This window comes from Ruegeria sp. CDSA236, assembly GCF_059611285.1.
This window is the reverse complement of sequence record NZ_JBXWPG010000002.1, coordinates 272,858-289,468: the sequence shown is the minus strand read 5'-3', so window position 1 is coordinate 289,468 and position 16,611 is coordinate 272,858. Positions and strand designations below refer to the sequence as shown.

The 16,611-nt window shown below is 56.7% G+C and carries 13 protein-coding genes; 9 read left to right on the top strand and 4 right to left on the bottom strand.

Annotated elements, in window-relative coordinates:
* The first annotated feature begins 179 nt into the window (after window positions 1–179).
* From pepN to AC2FLB_RS05400, 5 genes are all read left to right on the top strand, one after another.
* A complete protein-coding gene (pepN, locus tag AC2FLB_RS05420) occupies window positions 180–2,789 on the top strand; it encodes an aminopeptidase N (protein ID WP_496708790.1) in 2,610 nt (869 codons plus the stop codon).
* On the top strand, window positions 2,786–3,214 hold the full coding sequence (locus AC2FLB_RS05415) for a hypothetical protein (protein WP_271950240.1): 429 nt from the start codon (window positions 2,786–2,788) through the stop codon (window positions 3,212–3,214). Before pepN ends, AC2FLB_RS05415 begins: the two co-directional genes overlap by 4 nt.
* 129 nt (window positions 3,215–3,343) lie before the next feature.
* On the top strand, window positions 3,344–4,603 hold the full coding sequence (locus tag AC2FLB_RS05410; RefSeq protein ID WP_281994894.1) for a hypothetical protein: 1,260 nt from the start codon (window positions 3,344–3,346) through the stop codon (window positions 4,601–4,603).
* A gap of 70 nt (window positions 4,604–4,673) precedes the next feature.
* Window positions 4,674–6,185, top strand: coding sequence for an Asp-tRNA(Asn)/Glu-tRNA(Gln) amidotransferase subunit GatB (gatB, locus tag AC2FLB_RS05405; RefSeq protein ID WP_271950243.1), 1,512 nt, complete (start codon window positions 4,674–4,676; stop codon window positions 6,183–6,185).
* Between the two features lie 182 nt (window positions 6,186–6,367).
* Window positions 6,368–6,799 (top strand): DUF4177 domain-containing protein, encoded by a 432-nt coding sequence (locus AC2FLB_RS05400; RefSeq protein ID WP_496677550.1) that lies wholly within the window; start codon window positions 6,368–6,370, stop codon window positions 6,797–6,799.
* A gap of 55 nt (window positions 6,800–6,854) precedes the next feature.
* Here the strand turns inward: AC2FLB_RS05400 and AC2FLB_RS05395 are convergent, their stop codons facing one another.
* Together AC2FLB_RS05395 and AC2FLB_RS05390 are read right to left on the bottom strand one after the other, a co-directional pair.
* Window positions 6,855–7,916, bottom strand: coding sequence for a glycosyltransferase family 4 protein (locus tag AC2FLB_RS05395; protein WP_496690877.1), 1,062 nt, complete (start codon window positions 7,914–7,916; stop codon window positions 6,855–6,857).
* 283 nt (window positions 7,917–8,199) lie between these two features.
* Window positions 8,200–8,454: a BolA family protein gene (locus tag AC2FLB_RS05390; RefSeq protein WP_142634975.1), complete on the bottom strand. Its 255-nt coding sequence runs from the start codon at window positions 8,452–8,454 to the stop codon at window positions 8,200–8,202.
* 107 nt (window positions 8,455–8,561) lie between these two features.
* Here AC2FLB_RS05390 and AC2FLB_RS05385 point away from each other — a divergent pair, with 107 nt between their 5' ends.
* Window positions 8,562–9,188, top strand: coding sequence for a J domain-containing protein (locus AC2FLB_RS05385; RefSeq protein ID WP_496689725.1), 627 nt, complete (start codon window positions 8,562–8,564; stop codon window positions 9,186–9,188).
* Between the two features lie 5 nt (window positions 9,189–9,193).
* Here the strand turns inward: AC2FLB_RS05385 and AC2FLB_RS05380 are convergent, their stop codons facing one another.
* Window positions 9,194–10,081, bottom strand: coding sequence for a Hint domain-containing protein (locus AC2FLB_RS05380; RefSeq protein ID WP_496708789.1), 888 nt, complete (start codon window positions 10,079–10,081; stop codon window positions 9,194–9,196).
* Between the two features lie 450 nt (window positions 10,082–10,531).
* Between AC2FLB_RS05380 and cobS the strand changes: the two genes are divergently transcribed.
* Window positions 10,532–11,515, top strand: a complete 984-nt coding sequence (gene cobS, locus AC2FLB_RS05375) for a cobaltochelatase subunit CobS (protein ID WP_496690879.1) — start codon at window positions 10,532–10,534, stop codon at window positions 11,513–11,515.
* A gap of 93 nt (window positions 11,516–11,608) precedes the next feature.
* On the opposite strand, the gene AC2FLB_RS05370 is transcribed toward cobS, so the two are convergent.
* On the bottom strand, window positions 11,609–12,373 hold the full coding sequence (locus AC2FLB_RS05370) for a hypothetical protein (RefSeq protein WP_496708788.1): 765 nt from the start codon (window positions 12,371–12,373) through the stop codon (window positions 11,609–11,611).
* Window positions 12,374–12,891: 518 nt separating this feature from the next.
* On the opposite strand from AC2FLB_RS05370, the gene cobT reads away from it, so the two are divergent.
* Window positions 12,892–14,769: a cobaltochelatase subunit CobT gene (gene cobT, locus AC2FLB_RS05365; RefSeq protein WP_496706505.1), complete on the top strand. Its 1,878-nt coding sequence runs from the start codon at window positions 12,892–12,894 to the stop codon at window positions 14,767–14,769.
* A gap of 53 nt (window positions 14,770–14,822) precedes the next feature.
* A complete protein-coding gene (locus tag AC2FLB_RS05360) occupies window positions 14,823–16,604 on the top strand; it encodes an aminopeptidase P family protein (RefSeq protein ID WP_496708787.1) in 1,782 nt (593 codons plus the stop codon).
* The last annotated feature ends 7 nt before the right edge of the window (window positions 16,605–16,611 follow it).

Here is a 16,611-nt window from a genome sequence, read left to right as displayed (position 1 = left end):
AATTAGGGCGGATATTTCCGATAGGCAACATGTCTTGGTCAGTTTGGGTCTTTGGTCGTCAGGCCACTTCGACATCGACAGATACTTATCGCCTATTGAGCAAGCTTACTTGCACCGCTTGCAGCCCATCGCAGCAACCCATAACGTCGCGCCTGATACCAACCCATTCGAGGCCACCGATGCGCGACGCAGCCCCCACGACGATCTATCTGAAAGACTACACACCGTTTGGTTATCTGGTGGACAGCGTACATCTGACCTTTGATCTGGCCCCAAATGCGACCCGAGTGACTTCGCGCATCACCTTCCGGCCCAATCCTGATGCCTCAGACCGTCAGTTTTTCCTGCATGGTGAGCAACTGAAACTGATCCGTGCTACTGTTGACGGGGTTGAGATCACTCCAGACGTTACAGAGACCGGCCTGACAGCGGTTGTCCCCGACGCGGCATTTGTCTGGGAAGCCGAGGTCGAAATCGACCCAGGCAACAACACTGCGCTTGAGGGGCTCTACATGTCGAACGGCATGTATTGCACCCAATGCGAGGCCGAGGGGTTTCGCAAGGTCACCTTCTATCCCGACCGACCCGACGTGATGTCGATCTTCACCGTACGCATTAATGGCGCGTTGCCGGTTCTGCTGTCGAACGGCAACCCGACCGGCAAGGGGGATGGCTGGGCCGAATGGAATGACCCCTGGCCCAAACCCGCCTATCTGTTCGCCCTTGTCGCAGGCGACCTGATTACACATCCCGGTCAGTTCACAACCAAATCGGGCCGCGAGGTTGAACTGAACCTGTGGGTGCGCCCCGGTGATGAGGGAAAATGCGCCTTCGGTATGGAGGCGCTGAAGAAGTCGATGAAATGGGACGAGGACGTCTATGGCCGCGAATACGACTTGGATGTCTTTAACATCGTCGCCGTCGATGATTTCAACATGGGGGCGATGGAAAACAAGGGTCTGAACATTTTCAACTCGTCCGCCGTGCTGGCCAGCCCTGAGACATCCACCGATATGAATTTCGAACGGATCGAGGCGATCATCGCGCATGAGTATTTCCACAACTGGACTGGCAACCGCATCACCTGCCGCGACTGGTTTCAGCTGTGCTTGAAAGAAGGTCTGACGGTGTACCGCGATGCGCAGTTCACCTCGGACATGCGCTCGGCCCCGGTCAAACGTATCCACGATGCCATCGACCTGCGGGCGCGCCAATTCGCCGAGGATAACGGCCCGCTTTCACATCCGGTAAGGCCAGAGAGCTTTCAGGAGATCAACAACTTCTACACCGCGACGGTCTACGAAAAAGGCGCCGAGGTGATCGGCATGCTGAAACGTCTGGTAGGTGACGAGGCCTATGCGCAGGCGCTGGAGCTGTATTTTGATCGGCATGACGGTCAGGCCTGCACCATCGAGGACTGGATCAAGGTGTTTGAAGACACCACAGGTCGCGACCTGACCCAGTTCAAACGCTGGTACAGCCAGTCTGGCACCCCGCGCGTATCGGTGACCGAAGAATGGACTGATGGCATCTACACCTTGACGCTGAGACAGCGCACCGACCCGACCCCCGGACAGTCAGAAAAACTGCCGCAGGTTATCCCCGTTGCGGTCGGGCTGATTGGCGCGAACGGGGATGAAGCCATGCCCACAACCATTCTGGAGTTCACGCAGGAAACCCAAAGCTTTGCTTTCGAATACACAGTAGAAGGCTGGCGCTTGCAGGGTTGCGAAGGACCGGAACGCGTGTCCGGTGCCAATCCGCCCAAACCCACGGCCTCAATCCTGCGCGATTTCTCGGCCCCTGTGATTCTGGAACATGACCAGAGCAGCGCTGAGCGGGCCTTTTTGCTGGCTCATGACAGCGACCCGTTCAACCGCTGGCAGGCGGGGCGATCTTTAGCCGAAGACACGCTGATCAAGATGATCTTGACGGATGCGGCACCGGAAACGGATTATCTCGATGGCATCCTCGCCGTATTGCGCGACAGCGATCTTGACCCGTCTTATCGCGCCTTGATGCTGGGGTTGCCGTCCCAATCTGAACTTGCTGCGATGATGCATGAACAGGGTGTCACGCCCGACCCGATGGCCATTTGGACCGCTGTTGAAACGCTGCGGCAGGTAACGGCCCAGCACGTTCAGGATCTGCTGCCCCGCCTGCATAGCGAAACCAGCATCGAAGCAGCCTTTAGCCCGGACGCAGAACAAGCCGGCCAGCGGGCTCTGGGTGGGGCCGCATTGGCGTTGACCTCACGGTTGGACGGGGGTGCAAAAGCGGCCGAGGATTATCAGCGCGCCGATAACATGACCCTTCAGCTTTCGGCTTTGTCCTGCCTGTTGCGTGCGGGCAAAGGGGAACAGGAACTGAACGCGTTTTATGACCGGTGGCAAGATGACCGGCTGGTGATGGACAAATGGTTCGGCCTGCAGGTGGCGATGTCAGCCCCGGCAGAGACTGCAGATATCGTAAGCCACCTGACCGGGCACCCGGATTTCAACTGGAAGAACCCGAACCGTTTCCGGGCTGTTCTGGGGGCATTGGCGACGAATCACGCCGGTTTCCACCGTGCTGATGGAGCTGGTTATTCTCTGCTGGCGGACTGGCTGATCAAACTGGATCCGGTCAATCCGCAGACTACGGCGCGGATGTGTTCGGCTTTCCAGACGTGGAAGCGCTATGACGCAGATCGCCAGGCCCTTATCCGCACCCAGCTGACCCGCATCGCCGAAACGCCAGACCTTTCACGGGACACGACCGAAATGGTGACGCGCATCCTGAACGCATGACCCCCTATTCCTATACACGGCATAACAGGTCACCGCAGGTCATCGCCATTCTGCTGTCGGTCTATGCCGCGCTGGCTGTGTTGGTCATCGCCTTTGATGCCGTCTGGTGGCTGATTGGCCTGCTGGCCCTGTTCACCCTGCCCGCATTATGGGACTTTGCACAAAACACCCGTTCGGGGCTCCGGCTGGATCAGGATGGGCTGCGGTGGTTCTCGGGGCGGCGCGAGGCTGGCGTAAGATTGAGCGAAATCGACCATGTGCGTCTGGATACACGCTGGGATTTCTCGGTGCGCATGTCGCTGGTGCTGACCTCGGAAAAGCGGATTCGCCTGCCCGATGAGTCGACCCCTCCGCATAAGGAACTCGAGTCCCGCCTGAAAGAGGCTGGTCTAAAGGTTGAACGGCATCATTTCGGCCCATTTTGAAACGATCCCGAGCCTCAGGGCGCATTGACCGGAACAAAGCGACAATAAGACGGTTGTAGCTTGAATTTGAGCCAAATAGAGGCCAGTCTCTAAAGCTAGGTTACGATTTTTTTTGTTTCGAGTGTAAGCATGTTCCGGTTTCTGATGGCCCAAAAGGCCCGCGTTCCACATCCATCCTTGAAAATTGCGTCAGATTTCGACGCCGCCGATGCAGTGCTGGCCGCTGCTCTGCCAGATCAGGGTTCGGTAAATATCCCCGTCGCAAATGTCTCGGCCGATGAACTGATCGGTCAGGACGTCATCGAACTTGGCCGCGATCTGGCCCGCCAGGATCGGTGGGCAGACCTTTCTGCAAAGATGCGTGCCGCCGATGACGCGCGCGAAACTGCGCCCGATGGGATGCCAATCGCGGATTTGCTGGCATTCGGCGCTCGGTCCGATGTGGTGCTGGCGGTCGAACACGCTCTGTCCGATTATCGGGCATTGTCAGACTATGATCTTCTTGGCGGAATTTCTGAGCTTGAGGATGAAATGCGGGCGCATGAGGATGATCCGATGATCGCCCTTGTTGTGGCTATGGCGCATATTGACCTGGCCTGGGCGTGGCGCGGCACTGCGACAAACGCAGTTCTTCCCCCCTTGCACCGGTCTCGCTGCACCGCCCATTTCGACCGCGCGGCCGATATCCTGCCAAAATGCCGCGAAGCCGCGCCCAACAATGCGCTGGTTGCGGCTGTTGGCTGTGCTCTGCTGGCAGGTCAGCGCAAGTCCAATCTGCGCGTGGCTGATCAGTATGAACAGTTGATTACGCTGGACCCGCATAACCAACGCCATATGCGTGCAATGGGCACCCATTTGCTGCCACGCTGGTTCGGCAGCTATGAAGAGCTTGAGGTTCAGGCCCTGCGCAATGCAGCCCGTACCCATGACCTTTGGGGCGCCGGTGGCTACACTTGGGTCCAGTTTGATGCCATCGCCCTGGACGACGAAGCCTGCGCACAGCTGGATATCGAATATTTCCTGCAGGGTTTGCACGATATTCTGCGCAACCGTCCCGACCAGCAGATGGTCAATATGCTGGCTGCCTATTGTGCGATAACCATCCAGAACGGCCTTGGGGGGAATGAAAAGGCCGACGCGGTGCGCGCTCAGATCCACGACGCGGCCAACTGGCTGATCCGTGATCACCTGACCGAACTGCATCCGCTGATCTGGGCCCATGCGGCACAAGGGTTCAATAACTCGGTCCGCATCAACTCGCCCGAACGGTTTGCAGCCCGCGGGCACCGCGATGCGTTGCGGGCAATCGGTGACCTGTTTCGTGAGGAACTGCGCAGCGGCATGGATGTGACCTTTACTCCGACAGGGTTGCACCTGTCCGGACACTGATTCCCCCTTGCCCCTTTGGCGCGCCGGGCCTAATACGCAGGCTTAGACTTCTGCGGAAATGAGGCGCGCCATGCTCGACCTGACATACGAAATGCCTAAGCCCAAAACCATTGCCGGGGCCAAGCACGATTGGGAACTGGTAATCGGGATGGAGGTGCATGCGCAGGTCTCGTCCAATGCCAAGCTGTTCTCTGGCGCGTCGACCCAATTCGGGGCCGAGCCGAACTCGAACGTGGCCTTTGTGGACGCGGCAATGCCGGGAATGCTGCCGGTGATCAACGAATATTGCGTCGAACAGGCCGTGCGCACCGGGTTGGGCCTGAAAGCCGATATCAACCTGAAATCGGCTTTTGACCGCAAGAATTATTTCTACCCCGACCTTCCGCAGGGTTATCAGATTTCCCAGCTTTATCAGCCTATTGTCGGCGAAGGTGAAGTTTTGGTCGAGATGGGCGACGGCACCGCGCGCATGGTGCGGATCGAACGCATCCACATGGAACAGGACGCGGGCAAGTCGATCCACGACATGGACCCGCATATGTCCTTCGTCGACCTGAACCGAACCGGTGTTTGCCTGATGGAGATCGTCAGCCGCCCCGACATTCGCGGCCCGGAAGAGGCCGCCGCCTATATCGCCAAGTTGCGTCAGATCCTGCGCTATCTGGGCACCTGTGATGGCAACATGCAGAACGGCAATTTGCGAGCAGACGTGAACGTCTCGATCTGTTTGCCGGGGGCCTATGAAAAGTATCAGGAAACACAGGATTTCTCGCATCTGGGCACCCGTTGTGAGATCAAGAACATGAACTCGATGCGCTTCATCCAGCAAGCCATTGAGGTCGAAGCCCGCCGCCAGATCGCGATCGTCGAAGGTGGTGGCAAGGTCGATCAGGAAACCCGCCTGTATGACCCGGACAAGGGCGAGACGCGTTCGATGCGGTCCAAGGAAGAAGCGCATGACTATCGCTACTTCCCTGACCCTGACCTGCTGCCGCTAGAGATCGAGCAGGCCTGGGTTGACGACATCGCCGCCAACCTGCCCGAGCTGCCTGACGATAAAAAAGCGCGTTTTATCAGCACGTTCGGACTGACGGACTATGACGCATCGGTGCTGACTGCTGATGTTGAATCGGCTGCCTATTTCGAAGAGGTCGCGCAGGGTCGCAATGGCAAACTGGCTGCAAACTGGGTCATTAACGAACTGTTTGGCCGCCTGAAAAAGGAAGATCACGAGATCACCGACTCGCCGGTTTCACCTGCACAGCTTGGCGGCATCATCGACCTGATTTCCTCGGACGCGATCTCGGGCAAGATCGCCAAGGACCTGTTCGAAATCGTCTATACCGAAGGCGGAGATCCGGCGCAGATCGTCGAAGACCGCGGCATGAAGCAGGTGACGGACACGGGCGCGATCGAGGCCGCTTTGGACGAGATCATAGCCGCCAATCCGGCACAGGTCGAGAAGGCCAAGGTAAACCCGAAACTGGCCGGCTGGTTCGTTGGTCAGGTGATGAAGGCGACTGGTGGCAAGGCCAATCCCAAGGCCGTCAACGAGCTGATTGCCAAGAAACTGGGATCGTAGATCTTTCGGTTTTACTGATTTCGGCGGCGGGACTTTAGCCTTTGCGCAAAGTCCCGCCGCTTGTCATTTGTGGCACCAGGCCCGCACCAGCAGATGTGCCGGAATTCGCCCGCCGCGCTATGATGACTTTCCCATTGTGATCAACCTGCTAGATTACCCGGAACTTACAGGTAGGAATTCCGATGCCCCGCTACGAATACAAAGTTGTCCCTTCCCCCCAAAAGTCTGCCAAGACCAAGGGTGAAAAGTCAGCCGAGGGACGTTTCGCTGCTTCTATTGAACAAGTGCTAAACCAGATGGGGCAGGATGGCTGGGAATATCAACGCGCCGAGTTGTTGCCCAGCGAGGAACGCTCCGGCCTGACCGGCAGCACCGTGAACTGGCGCAATGTCCTGATATTTCGCCGTGAAATTGATATGCCTGTTGCCCCGACACCTGGCCCGACCGAAACGAAGGATGGCGTTGCTCTTGCTCAACCTGTTCCTGGTCCCGATACCGTTCAGGCCCCGGCCCCCATTGCAGAACAGGCCAAAGAGCCGCCTTTGTCGCTGAAAGGTGCTGAAACAGAAAAATCGGAAGACGAAACTGCAGAGACTGAAGGTCAAAAAACCTGATTGCCCTAACCGGGCCTGTCAAAAAAAACGGCTGTCAGGAGTAGCGTTTTGAATCTCAGCTCGTGACGTCGCGAATTAACGTGTCCCATTGGGCAAAGACCTGATCCGGGGACAGATCGGCCTTTAGCGTAGGTGACACCTTGGACATCTGCGCCCTGAGGTCGGGTTCATGGATCAGCTTCAGCACTGCCTGTTCCAAACCACTGACATCGTTGACGGGAACCAGATATCCGTTCCGTCCGTTTTGAATAAACTCTGACGGACCGTAATCGCAATCGAAAGACACGACCGGTATCCCGCTGACCGCCGCCTCAGCGACGACATTGTGAAACCCTTCGAACCGCGAGGTCGCTACCAGAATGTCTGCGCGCTGCGCCCATTCCCCGACCTCGATCGTATTGCCGGGCAGCCGAGCAACCGACTGTAGCCCCAGATCATCGCGCAGTTTCTGCAGATTTTCCCGCTCGCTGCCCTCACCATAGATAATCAGCCTGGTATCTGGAGCTTGGGAATGAATGCGCTGCATCGCCTGCAGCAGCATGTCGAACCCTTTTTGCCGAACGAGGCGGCCAACCGCGACCAGTTGCACACCCTGCCTCGTGCCAGAGGCTTCAACTCGCTCAAAGGGGAGGATCGGGTTCGGAATAACCATCCCCTTCTTGCGCAAAGTGAAGGGAAGATCCGCCAATCCGCGATGTGTCAGCCCGACAACCTTTGCTGCCTTTATCCCCGCAATCCCCTGAAGCGGTGCCCAAAGGGGATGTGCGTCCTGCCGCAGCGGATTATTGCGTTCAGAAATGATAACGGGAATCCCGGTTCCAACGCTTGCCAGAAGAGTCTGAACATTCACCTTGGTCAGGAATGAGATTACAACGTCCGGTCGAAATTTCTTTATGACAGAGCGGATATGCGTAATACGTGACGCCTGTCCCGTCGCCTTTTCTGCAACGCTGAGTTCAACATCGAGATGCATCGGGAAATAGGGACCATCGGTCGGCATCTGAAAACCGGTAACGTGAACAGCACAACCGCGCCGGGCAAAATGCCCTGAAACCATGGCGATTACTTTCTCTGCCCCCCCAGGCCCAAATCCAGCCTGCACAAAAAGAACTCTCAAAACCAAATACCTGAAAAACATCCCGTCAATGGAGGGTAGATTAGGGCCCGCGTTCGAGCAACTGTTATGCATGGAATGTTTTCACATTCAGGCTGAATTTCCTGATTTGTTGCAATCAGTGCAAGAAACCGGTCGAAATCACCAAAACGCCGAAAAATTACCGGCCGGCTTTCACCTATCCAACCCGCGACCCTGTGCCAATCTCTGAACGATCACGGCAAAACCCGCGAATTGTCTTCGCTGCAGGGGTGCGACCGTTCCGGGCCGCGTTACAAAAGCCTGCCTAAACACCGATATCCAATGCCAGAGCATGGATCCGCGGCACGATATCTCCAAGCGCCTTGTGCACTGCGCGGTGGCGGGCAACGCGAGATTGCCCCTCGAATGCAGCCGCGCGGATTCGGATGTTGAAATGGCTTTCACCACCTTCTTGGAATCCGGCATGCCCGCGGTGGCTTTCGCTGTCGTCAACGATTTCAAGCTCATGTGGATCAAACGCCGATTGCAGGCGGCTTCGCATTTCTTCGGTCACGGTCATTTTTACGCTCAGCGGCAAAAATATTACCGCCCCCCTCTTCTACTTTCGGCTGCTTAGACTAAACTGCTGCCTCCGAGTCGAGAAGATGCGTTCTTAAGGATCATAGCATGACGAAATCAGACCCATTTGGATTCGATATGTCCGTCTCCAGCGCGAAGAAAAAAAACCCGCGTGGACGGCGTGGTATGTCTGGCGCGTCTGAAACTTCGGTGCGAATCTGTGACCATGAGGGCTGTGAAGAGCCTGGTAAATTTCGGGCCCCGAAAGCACCGGATGTTTTGGATGATTTCTTCTGGTTCTGCCAGCAGCATGTGCGCGAGTATAACCAGAAATGGAATTTCTTCGACGGCACGACCGAGGCCGAAATGAATGCTCAACAGTCTAAGGACAAAGTCTGGGAGCGTGAAACCAAACCCATGGGCGATCCCGAGGCACGTGCCTGGGCCCGTTTGGGAATCGAAGACCCGCACCAGGTGCTGGGCGCGAACAGTACCCAGAACAAAGGGCGCACTACAGGCGGAGGCGGCCGCCGCCTGCCCCCGACCGAACGTCGCGCTATCGAGATTCTGGAAGCCAATGACAGCTGGTCCAAGGCCGAAATCCGAAAGACCTATAAAAAGCTGATCAAGGTGTTGCACCCCGATATGAACGGCGGCGACCGCTCGCAGGAAGAGCAGCTGCAAGAGGTTGTCTGGGCCTGGGACCAGATCAAAGACAGCCGGAACTTTAAATAGGCGTTTTAATTGCTGGCCATACCCTGCAGCGCCAGCACTTCGGGGCGTTTCAAGCAACGTAACCGCGTTCGTGGAACCAACGCCTCAGCACACAGTTCAGGGAATAGCGCGCGCAATTCGTCGACGTCTTCGCGGTGAAAGGATTGCAGCGCCCTGTCGCCCAGAAACAGGCTTTCGCTGCGCAAGCCATTGGATGTCAAAATCTCGTGCCGTTCGCAGGCAATGTGAAAATATTCTACCGGCTTATCGGGCGACACTTGATAGACCGTATCGCCATTGACCAAATGGATGGCAGCCGAAAAAACCTTTGCTTCGCCAAACAATAACTCGGCCCGCCAGCCTTCCAGCACGATCCGATGCTGAGGCGACACGTACAAATCCTGATCCGGCACCCCTTTGCCCAGGGCATTTCTCCGGATGCAGACAGGTCTGAACTTTGGCCTGCTGTGCAAAGCCATAGTGCTAAGAACCCTTTTGCCGATCCAGACAATAGGCGTTGCCCCGCCATTCGAGACGAGCACCCTGTCGCCAGCAACCAATTTCTCGACCGGGACCGGTCCGTTGTCGGTATCAATCAAAGTCCCGGAAACAAAACAGGGCGGGTCTGTTGGATCAAGATCCGAGGTCGTGATCTTCCAGTTCCCCAATGTCATCGGGCCCGTCGGGTTCGCCGTGTCCCAGGCATAAACCTGGCCGCCCACCCGAATGAATTCGCCAGATTCCCCTGTGCCACGGTAATTGCCTTGGCCAAGATATGTGTAGGTCTGGAACGTTGCCCCACCATCGAACGAGATCGTCGAGCCAGAGATAATGGCAGGAACGGTCGTGTCCTGAACGATCAGGTCTCCGCGGCCAGTGCTGTTGACAGTATGGAGAAGGGCATCAAAAGCCATTGGTCAGGCCCAGGATGCTGACGACCGAATGCGCCAACAAATGACCATGGAAAGGACAGAACTAAAAGCAGCCTGAACCAAGCTTCTCATAAACCACCTCACTCGTAACCCATCAAAACTCACCAATATGTTCAGTCTAAAACACAGTTACCCCCAAACTAAGTGATATTTTCATATTTGAATGCATATTGTTGCCTGCTGGCCAACAATATCGCCTGATGTAAAAGTGCAATTTCACCAAGACCATCTCCTTAGGTGTAATCCGATTGGGCACTGTGCCTTTATCTGAAACGAACGGAGGCGGTATGCCGAGCGCGTCAATACGAATGAAACTGCGCCTCAGTCTTTTAGCCTCGCCGCTTCCCCTTGCCCTTACCCGCAATATGTTGCACCACACACGGGTTCAGAAGCCCGCGCGGGGGCCGCGGTATCAGGATAAGGACGACAGGCATGGATTGGCCGATTGACGCAAACGCAAAACCAACAGAAGAGATTTCGGTCCGAGATGTGTTCGGCATCGATTCTGACATGCAGGTCAAACGCTTTTACGAACAGACAGAACGGGTTCCCGAGATCGACCCGACATATAAGTTCGACCCAGATACGACGCTGGCAATCCTCGCAGGGTTTACCCATAACCGCCGCGTGATGATTCAGGGTTATCACGGCACCGGTAAATCGACCCATATCGAACAGGTTGCCGCACGCCTGAATTGGCCGGCTGTGCGTGTGAATCTCGACAGCCATATCAGCCGGATCGACCTGATCGGCAAGGACGCGATCAAACTGCGCGACGGCAAGCAGGTTACGGATTTCCACGAAGGAATTCTGCCCTGGGCTCTGCGTAACCCTGTTGCGATCGTCTTTGACGAATACGATGCCGGGCGCGCAGACGTGATGTTTGTGATCCAGCGCGTTCTGGAAACCAATGGCAGCCTGACCCTGCTGGACCAGAACGAGATTCTGACCCCGCACAAGTATTTCCGCCTGTTTGCCACCGCCAATACTGTTGGCCTGGGTGACACGACCGGCCTGTATCACGGCACACAACAGATCAACCAAGCCCAGATGGACCGTTGGTCTCTGGTCGCGACGCTGAACTACCTTAGCCATGACGCAGAAACGATGATCGTTCTGTCCAAAGCGCCGCATTACAACACTGCCGAGGGCCGCAAGATCGTCGCTCAGATGGTCACCGTTGCCGATCTGACTCGGACTGCGTTCATGAACGGTGATCTTTCGACCGTGATGAGCCCCCGAACGGTAATCAACTGGGCCCAAAACGCCGAGATTTTCCGCAATGTCGGCTATGCTTTCCGCCTATCCTTTCTGAACAAATGCGACGAGCTGGAGCGCCAGACAGTGGCCGAGTTCTATCAGCGGTGTTTTGACGAGGAACTCCCGGAAAGCGCTGCAAGCACCAGCTTGGGATAACAAATTATACGGAATTGCCGGGGGCTTGTGCGTGGCACAGGCTTTCGGAAGCTCTGGTAGGGCCACATCATCAAATGCTACGAAAGTTAGCCTTTATGCATTATTGGCCAAATGTGCCTGTGCAACTTCTTGAGCCGCATCTGGAGCCAACAATCCATCGTCGTCAAGTTTCCAGATTCCAATGTGATTGTCACAGAATTCGCGAAGATGACCGCGTTTACTGACGTCTTCCGCCAATTTGGTTAAACTATCTGCCGCCTCTGTGAAGTTATGCATGGCATAATCATCAAAGTCCTGGGTTTTCCACGGCCGATCATCGCCGAAATGAAACGTCAGACTGACATTCTTGAGCATCAGCATTCGTTTCGAGTGCGCAGCGAGATTGAATAGCATTGGCTGTATGACCCCAGACATCCCGAGGCAGGAATCTGTGCGGACAAATTGATCGAAAACTTCTTTGGAAAAAATAAAGCAGTCGAAACCCGGATGCTGCATACCGACCTCACCCATAGACAGGGGGTCATGGGAAAACCCATGCGCATCGCCAAATGTCCGACAATTGATCGTGATGGCATCGAAACCACCCGCAATAAGCTGACGTACCGCGCCATAAAAATAGGGCTGAAGACAAATATCTGCATTAGTGTAGATTACAAAATCTCCGGGTTTCGCAACGGATGCACCCTTTTCCAGAACATCAAACAAAAGTGGCAAAGGCCGAGGAATTCGAAACGTTCCGACATCCAGAACCGTGCGTTTCAGTTTTGTCGCAACTTGCAGGCCGTAATGGGCCTGAATCAGATCTTCGTCCCCATGCACCGGAACCTGCACCAAAGTTGTTTCACCTTCACCAGCCAACGGATCTGATTAGGCAGTCACCATGCTATCCAACGTAGCGCGCTGGACATCATTCATCGCTCCGTCGACAGAAAAGAAATTGACGATATGCACTAGGTTGATTGGGTCAGGATCTTTGTATTTGGGATCGAAAACGTGAACTATCTCACTCAGCGGCGTTGAGGGTGACTGACAGAAAACATTCTCGGCTAGCCAGCCCGAGGGCTGTAAATCTATGGTCTGCCTTTTGATCCCGAACAATTTTCGAATTTGTCTTCAGAGTCCCATAAAACCGTCCCAAACAAATAACTATATCACGCGTTCGTGTACCGTTCGTTTTGCATTGTACTGACGGAAAAGTCACCCCCAGTTAGAATCACAGGCCACGCAGAAGCCGGGCGTTGCCTCTTTTCTACAGGTCCGGCGTTTTTGCAATTCGGGCGTGCCGCTGATTACCCGGAAAACAAAGCCGACCCTATGGTCAAGACCTATGATTGGCTCTAGGTTGCCCGAGTAGAACAAGACCGGACCTGCCACCGATGAGCAAACCCAAAGACAACCCCGCTGATCCGTTCAAGAAAGCTCTGGCCGAAGCCACCAAAGTGATGGCCGACGATCCGGAACTTACGGTGAGCTATACGGTCGACCCGTCGGGCCTGTCGGGTGAGTCGATGCGGTTGCCTCAGGTCTCGCGGCGCATGACGCGGGAAGAGGTTCTGTTGGCGCGCGGGACCGCGGATGCTTTGGCTTTGCAGCGACGCTATCACGATGATGCTACTCATAATCGCTATGCGCCTCCGGGTGACATGGCCCGCGATCTGTACGAGGCGATGGAGGTTGCCCGGTGCGAAGCGATGGGTGCGCGGGACATGCCAGGCACTGCGTCCAACATCGACGTCAAGATCGGGCACGAAGCGATCCGGCGTGGGTATGATCAGTGCAAACAGCCAGCTGACGCGCCTCTTTCGGTGGCCGCCGGCTATCTGATCCGGCATCTGGCCACTGGTCGCGACCTGCCGCCTGCGGCTGACAATGTCATGAACCTGTGGCGCGGGTTTATCGAAGATCAGGCGGGGGGCGTACTGGAGAACCTTGACGAGGTGCTTTCGGACCAGGCCGAATTCGCCAAGTTTGCACGCCAGATGATCAAGGATCTGGGCTATGGCGATCAGCTGGGCGATGACCCGGATGAGCTGGACGAAGATCAGGAAGATCAGGCCGAAGACGACGCCGAAGAACAGCCCGACCCCGACAGCACTGGTCAGGATGATCAGGACGAACAGGACGCGGATGCGACCCCTGAGCAGTCACAGGAAGAACAGCAGGATCAGTCTCAGGCCCAAGTCTCCATGGATGAGATGGCCGAGGATGAAATGGGAGAAGAGGCCGAGATGCCCGAGGGCGAGGCCCCGCTGGAGCCGCCTGCCCCTCCGCCTGCATCCGATGCTGATCCCGACTATAAGGTCTACCTGAGCACCCATGACGAAGAGATCGCCGCCGAGGATCTGGCGGAGCCCGCTGAGCTGGAACGCCTTCGGGCCTATCTGGATCAACAGCTAGAACCGCTGAAAGGCGCCGTCAGCCGTTTGGCTAACAAATTGCAGCGCCGGTTGCAGGCGCAACAGAACCGCAGCTGGGAGTTCGACCGCGAAGAAGGCATTCTGGACGCGGGCCGTCTGGCGCGTGTTGTTGCAAGCCCAACCACACCGCTGAGCTTTAAGGTCGAGAAGGATACTGAGTTCCGCGATACGGTGGTGACGCTGCTGTTGGATAATTCGGGCTCGATGCGCGGGCGACCTATTTCGATCGCGGCGATCTGCGCGGATGTTCTGGCACGCACGCTGGAACGCTGCAACGTCAAGGTCGAGATTCTGGGCTTTACCACGCGAGCGTGGAAAGGCGGGCTGGCGCGCGAGGCCTGGCTGAACGATGGCCGCCCACAGCAGCCCGGTCGTCTGAACGATCTGCGCCATATCATCTACAAAGGCGCGGATGCCCCGTGGCGACGCGCCCGACCCAATCTGGGGCTGATGATGAAAGAAGGTCTGCTGAAGGAAAATATCGACGGCGAGGCGCTGGAATGGGCGCATCGCCGGATGATGGCACGGCGCGAGCAGCGCAAGATTTTGATGGTAATCTCGGACGGGGCGCCGGTCGATGATTCAACGCTCAGCGTGAACCCAGCAAACTATCTGGAAAAGCACCTGCGCGATGTGATCGGGATGGTCGAAAAGCGCAAGATGGTGGAATTGCTTGCCATCGGCATCGGCCATGACGTGACCCGGTATTACGACCGCGCCGTGACCATCACGGATGTCGAGCAACTGGCCGGAGCCATGACCGAGCAACTGGCCGCTCTGTTTGACAGTGATCCGCGCGCACGAGCACGGGTGATGGGAATGAAGAGAGTAGGCTGAATCGCCTTTTCCATAACATGGCGTCGCGCGCTCCAAACTGATAGAGGTATGACATGTTTCAGTCCTTCGCCGTGACCGCACGGCCGGAACAGGGCCCGCCCCGGCTGGCCGATCTGCGGACCGAATTGGCACGCGACGGGTTGGACGGTTTCTTGGTCCCGCGCGCGGATGTGCATCAAGGCGAGTATGTGGCCCCGCGCGACGAACGGCTTGCCTGGCTGACCGGGTTCACAGGTTCGGCCGGGTTTTGCGTGGTTTTGGCAGATAAGGCCGGCGTCTTCATTGACGGACGCTATCGCACGCAGGTCAAAGCGCAGGTCGCCGCCGATTACACACCTGTTCCATGGCCCGAGGTCAGCCTTGCCGCGTGGCTAAAGGAACAACTCCCGCAGGGTGGTCGGGTTGGCTTTGATCCGTGGCTACATTCGGCGGGTCAGATCGCGAAAACGCAGACCGACCTTGAAGGCCGAGATATTACACTGGTGCGCAGCGACAATCTGGTGGACCGGGTTTGGCGGGATCAACCCGATCCACCAATGAACCCGGTAAAGCTGCACCCGATCGAATTCGCGGGCGAAAGCGCAGACAGCAAAATCGCGCGTCTGGCGCAGTCCCTGCAGGACGCGGGCTGTGGCGCAGCGGTGATTACGCTGCCCGACTCGATCATGTGGTTGTTGAACATTCGGGGCTCCGATATCGGGTACAACCCGGTGGCGCATGGGTTTACTATACTGCATGCGGATGGCCGCGTGGATCTGTTCATGGCGCACCAAAAGCTGAACGTGGCGATGGCCGATTCAGTCACAGTTCATGCGCCGGACACGTTTTTGACGGCTGTCGCAGCGCTTGACGGTAAGGTTCAGGTTGATCTTGGTACGCTGCCACAGGCAGTGGCCGATGTGCTAGAGGGGCAGATGGTCGATGGCGGCGACCCTTGTGCGCGGCCCAAAGCCTGCAAGAACCCTGCCGAAATCGCAGGCAGTGCCGAGGCACATCTGCGCGATGCTGTCGCTGTGGTCGAAACGCTATGCTGGCTGGATGCGCAAGCCGCTGGCAATGTTACGGAAACGCAGGTGGTCACTCGGCTTGAGGAGAACCGGCGCAAGGATAATGCCCTGCAGGATATCTCGTTCGATACGATTGCAGGGACAGGACCCAATGGCGCGATCATGCATTACCGGGTGACCGAGGAAACCGACAGCCTGCTGCAAGACGGTCATATCTTGGTGCTGGACAGCGGCGGACAATATTTGGATGGCACGACTGATATTACCCGGACCATTGCTATCGGCAATGTGGGTGAAGAAGAAAAAGCCTGCTTTACTCGCGTGCTGAAAGGCATGATCGCCATGTCTATGCTGCGCTGGCCTGCCGGGTTGGCTGGACGTGATATCGAATCCGTGGCGCGTATGCCCCTATGGGCAGCGGGTCAGGACTTTAATCACGGTGTCGGGCACGGCGTCGGTGCCTATCTGAGTGTGCATGAGGGCCCTCAGCGTCTGTCCAAAGCCAGCCATGAGCCTTTGCTGCCGGGCATGATCTTGTCGAATGAGCCGGGTTATTACCGCGAAGGTGCCTTTGGAATCCGGATTGAAAACCTTTTGGTGGTGCAATCTGCCCCTACCCTGCCCAGTGGTGACGCGGAACGTCCCATGTTGGAATGGCGCACATTGACCTATGTCCCTATCGACCGACGCTTGGTTCTGACCGATATGCTGACGGCAGTCGAACGCGACTGGCTGAACGCATATCACCGCGAAGTTGCCGAAAAAGTTCGACCAAGGCTGGGAGATGACGCCCAACTGTGGTTGGATGCCGCAACCGCACCGATCTGACACCGCA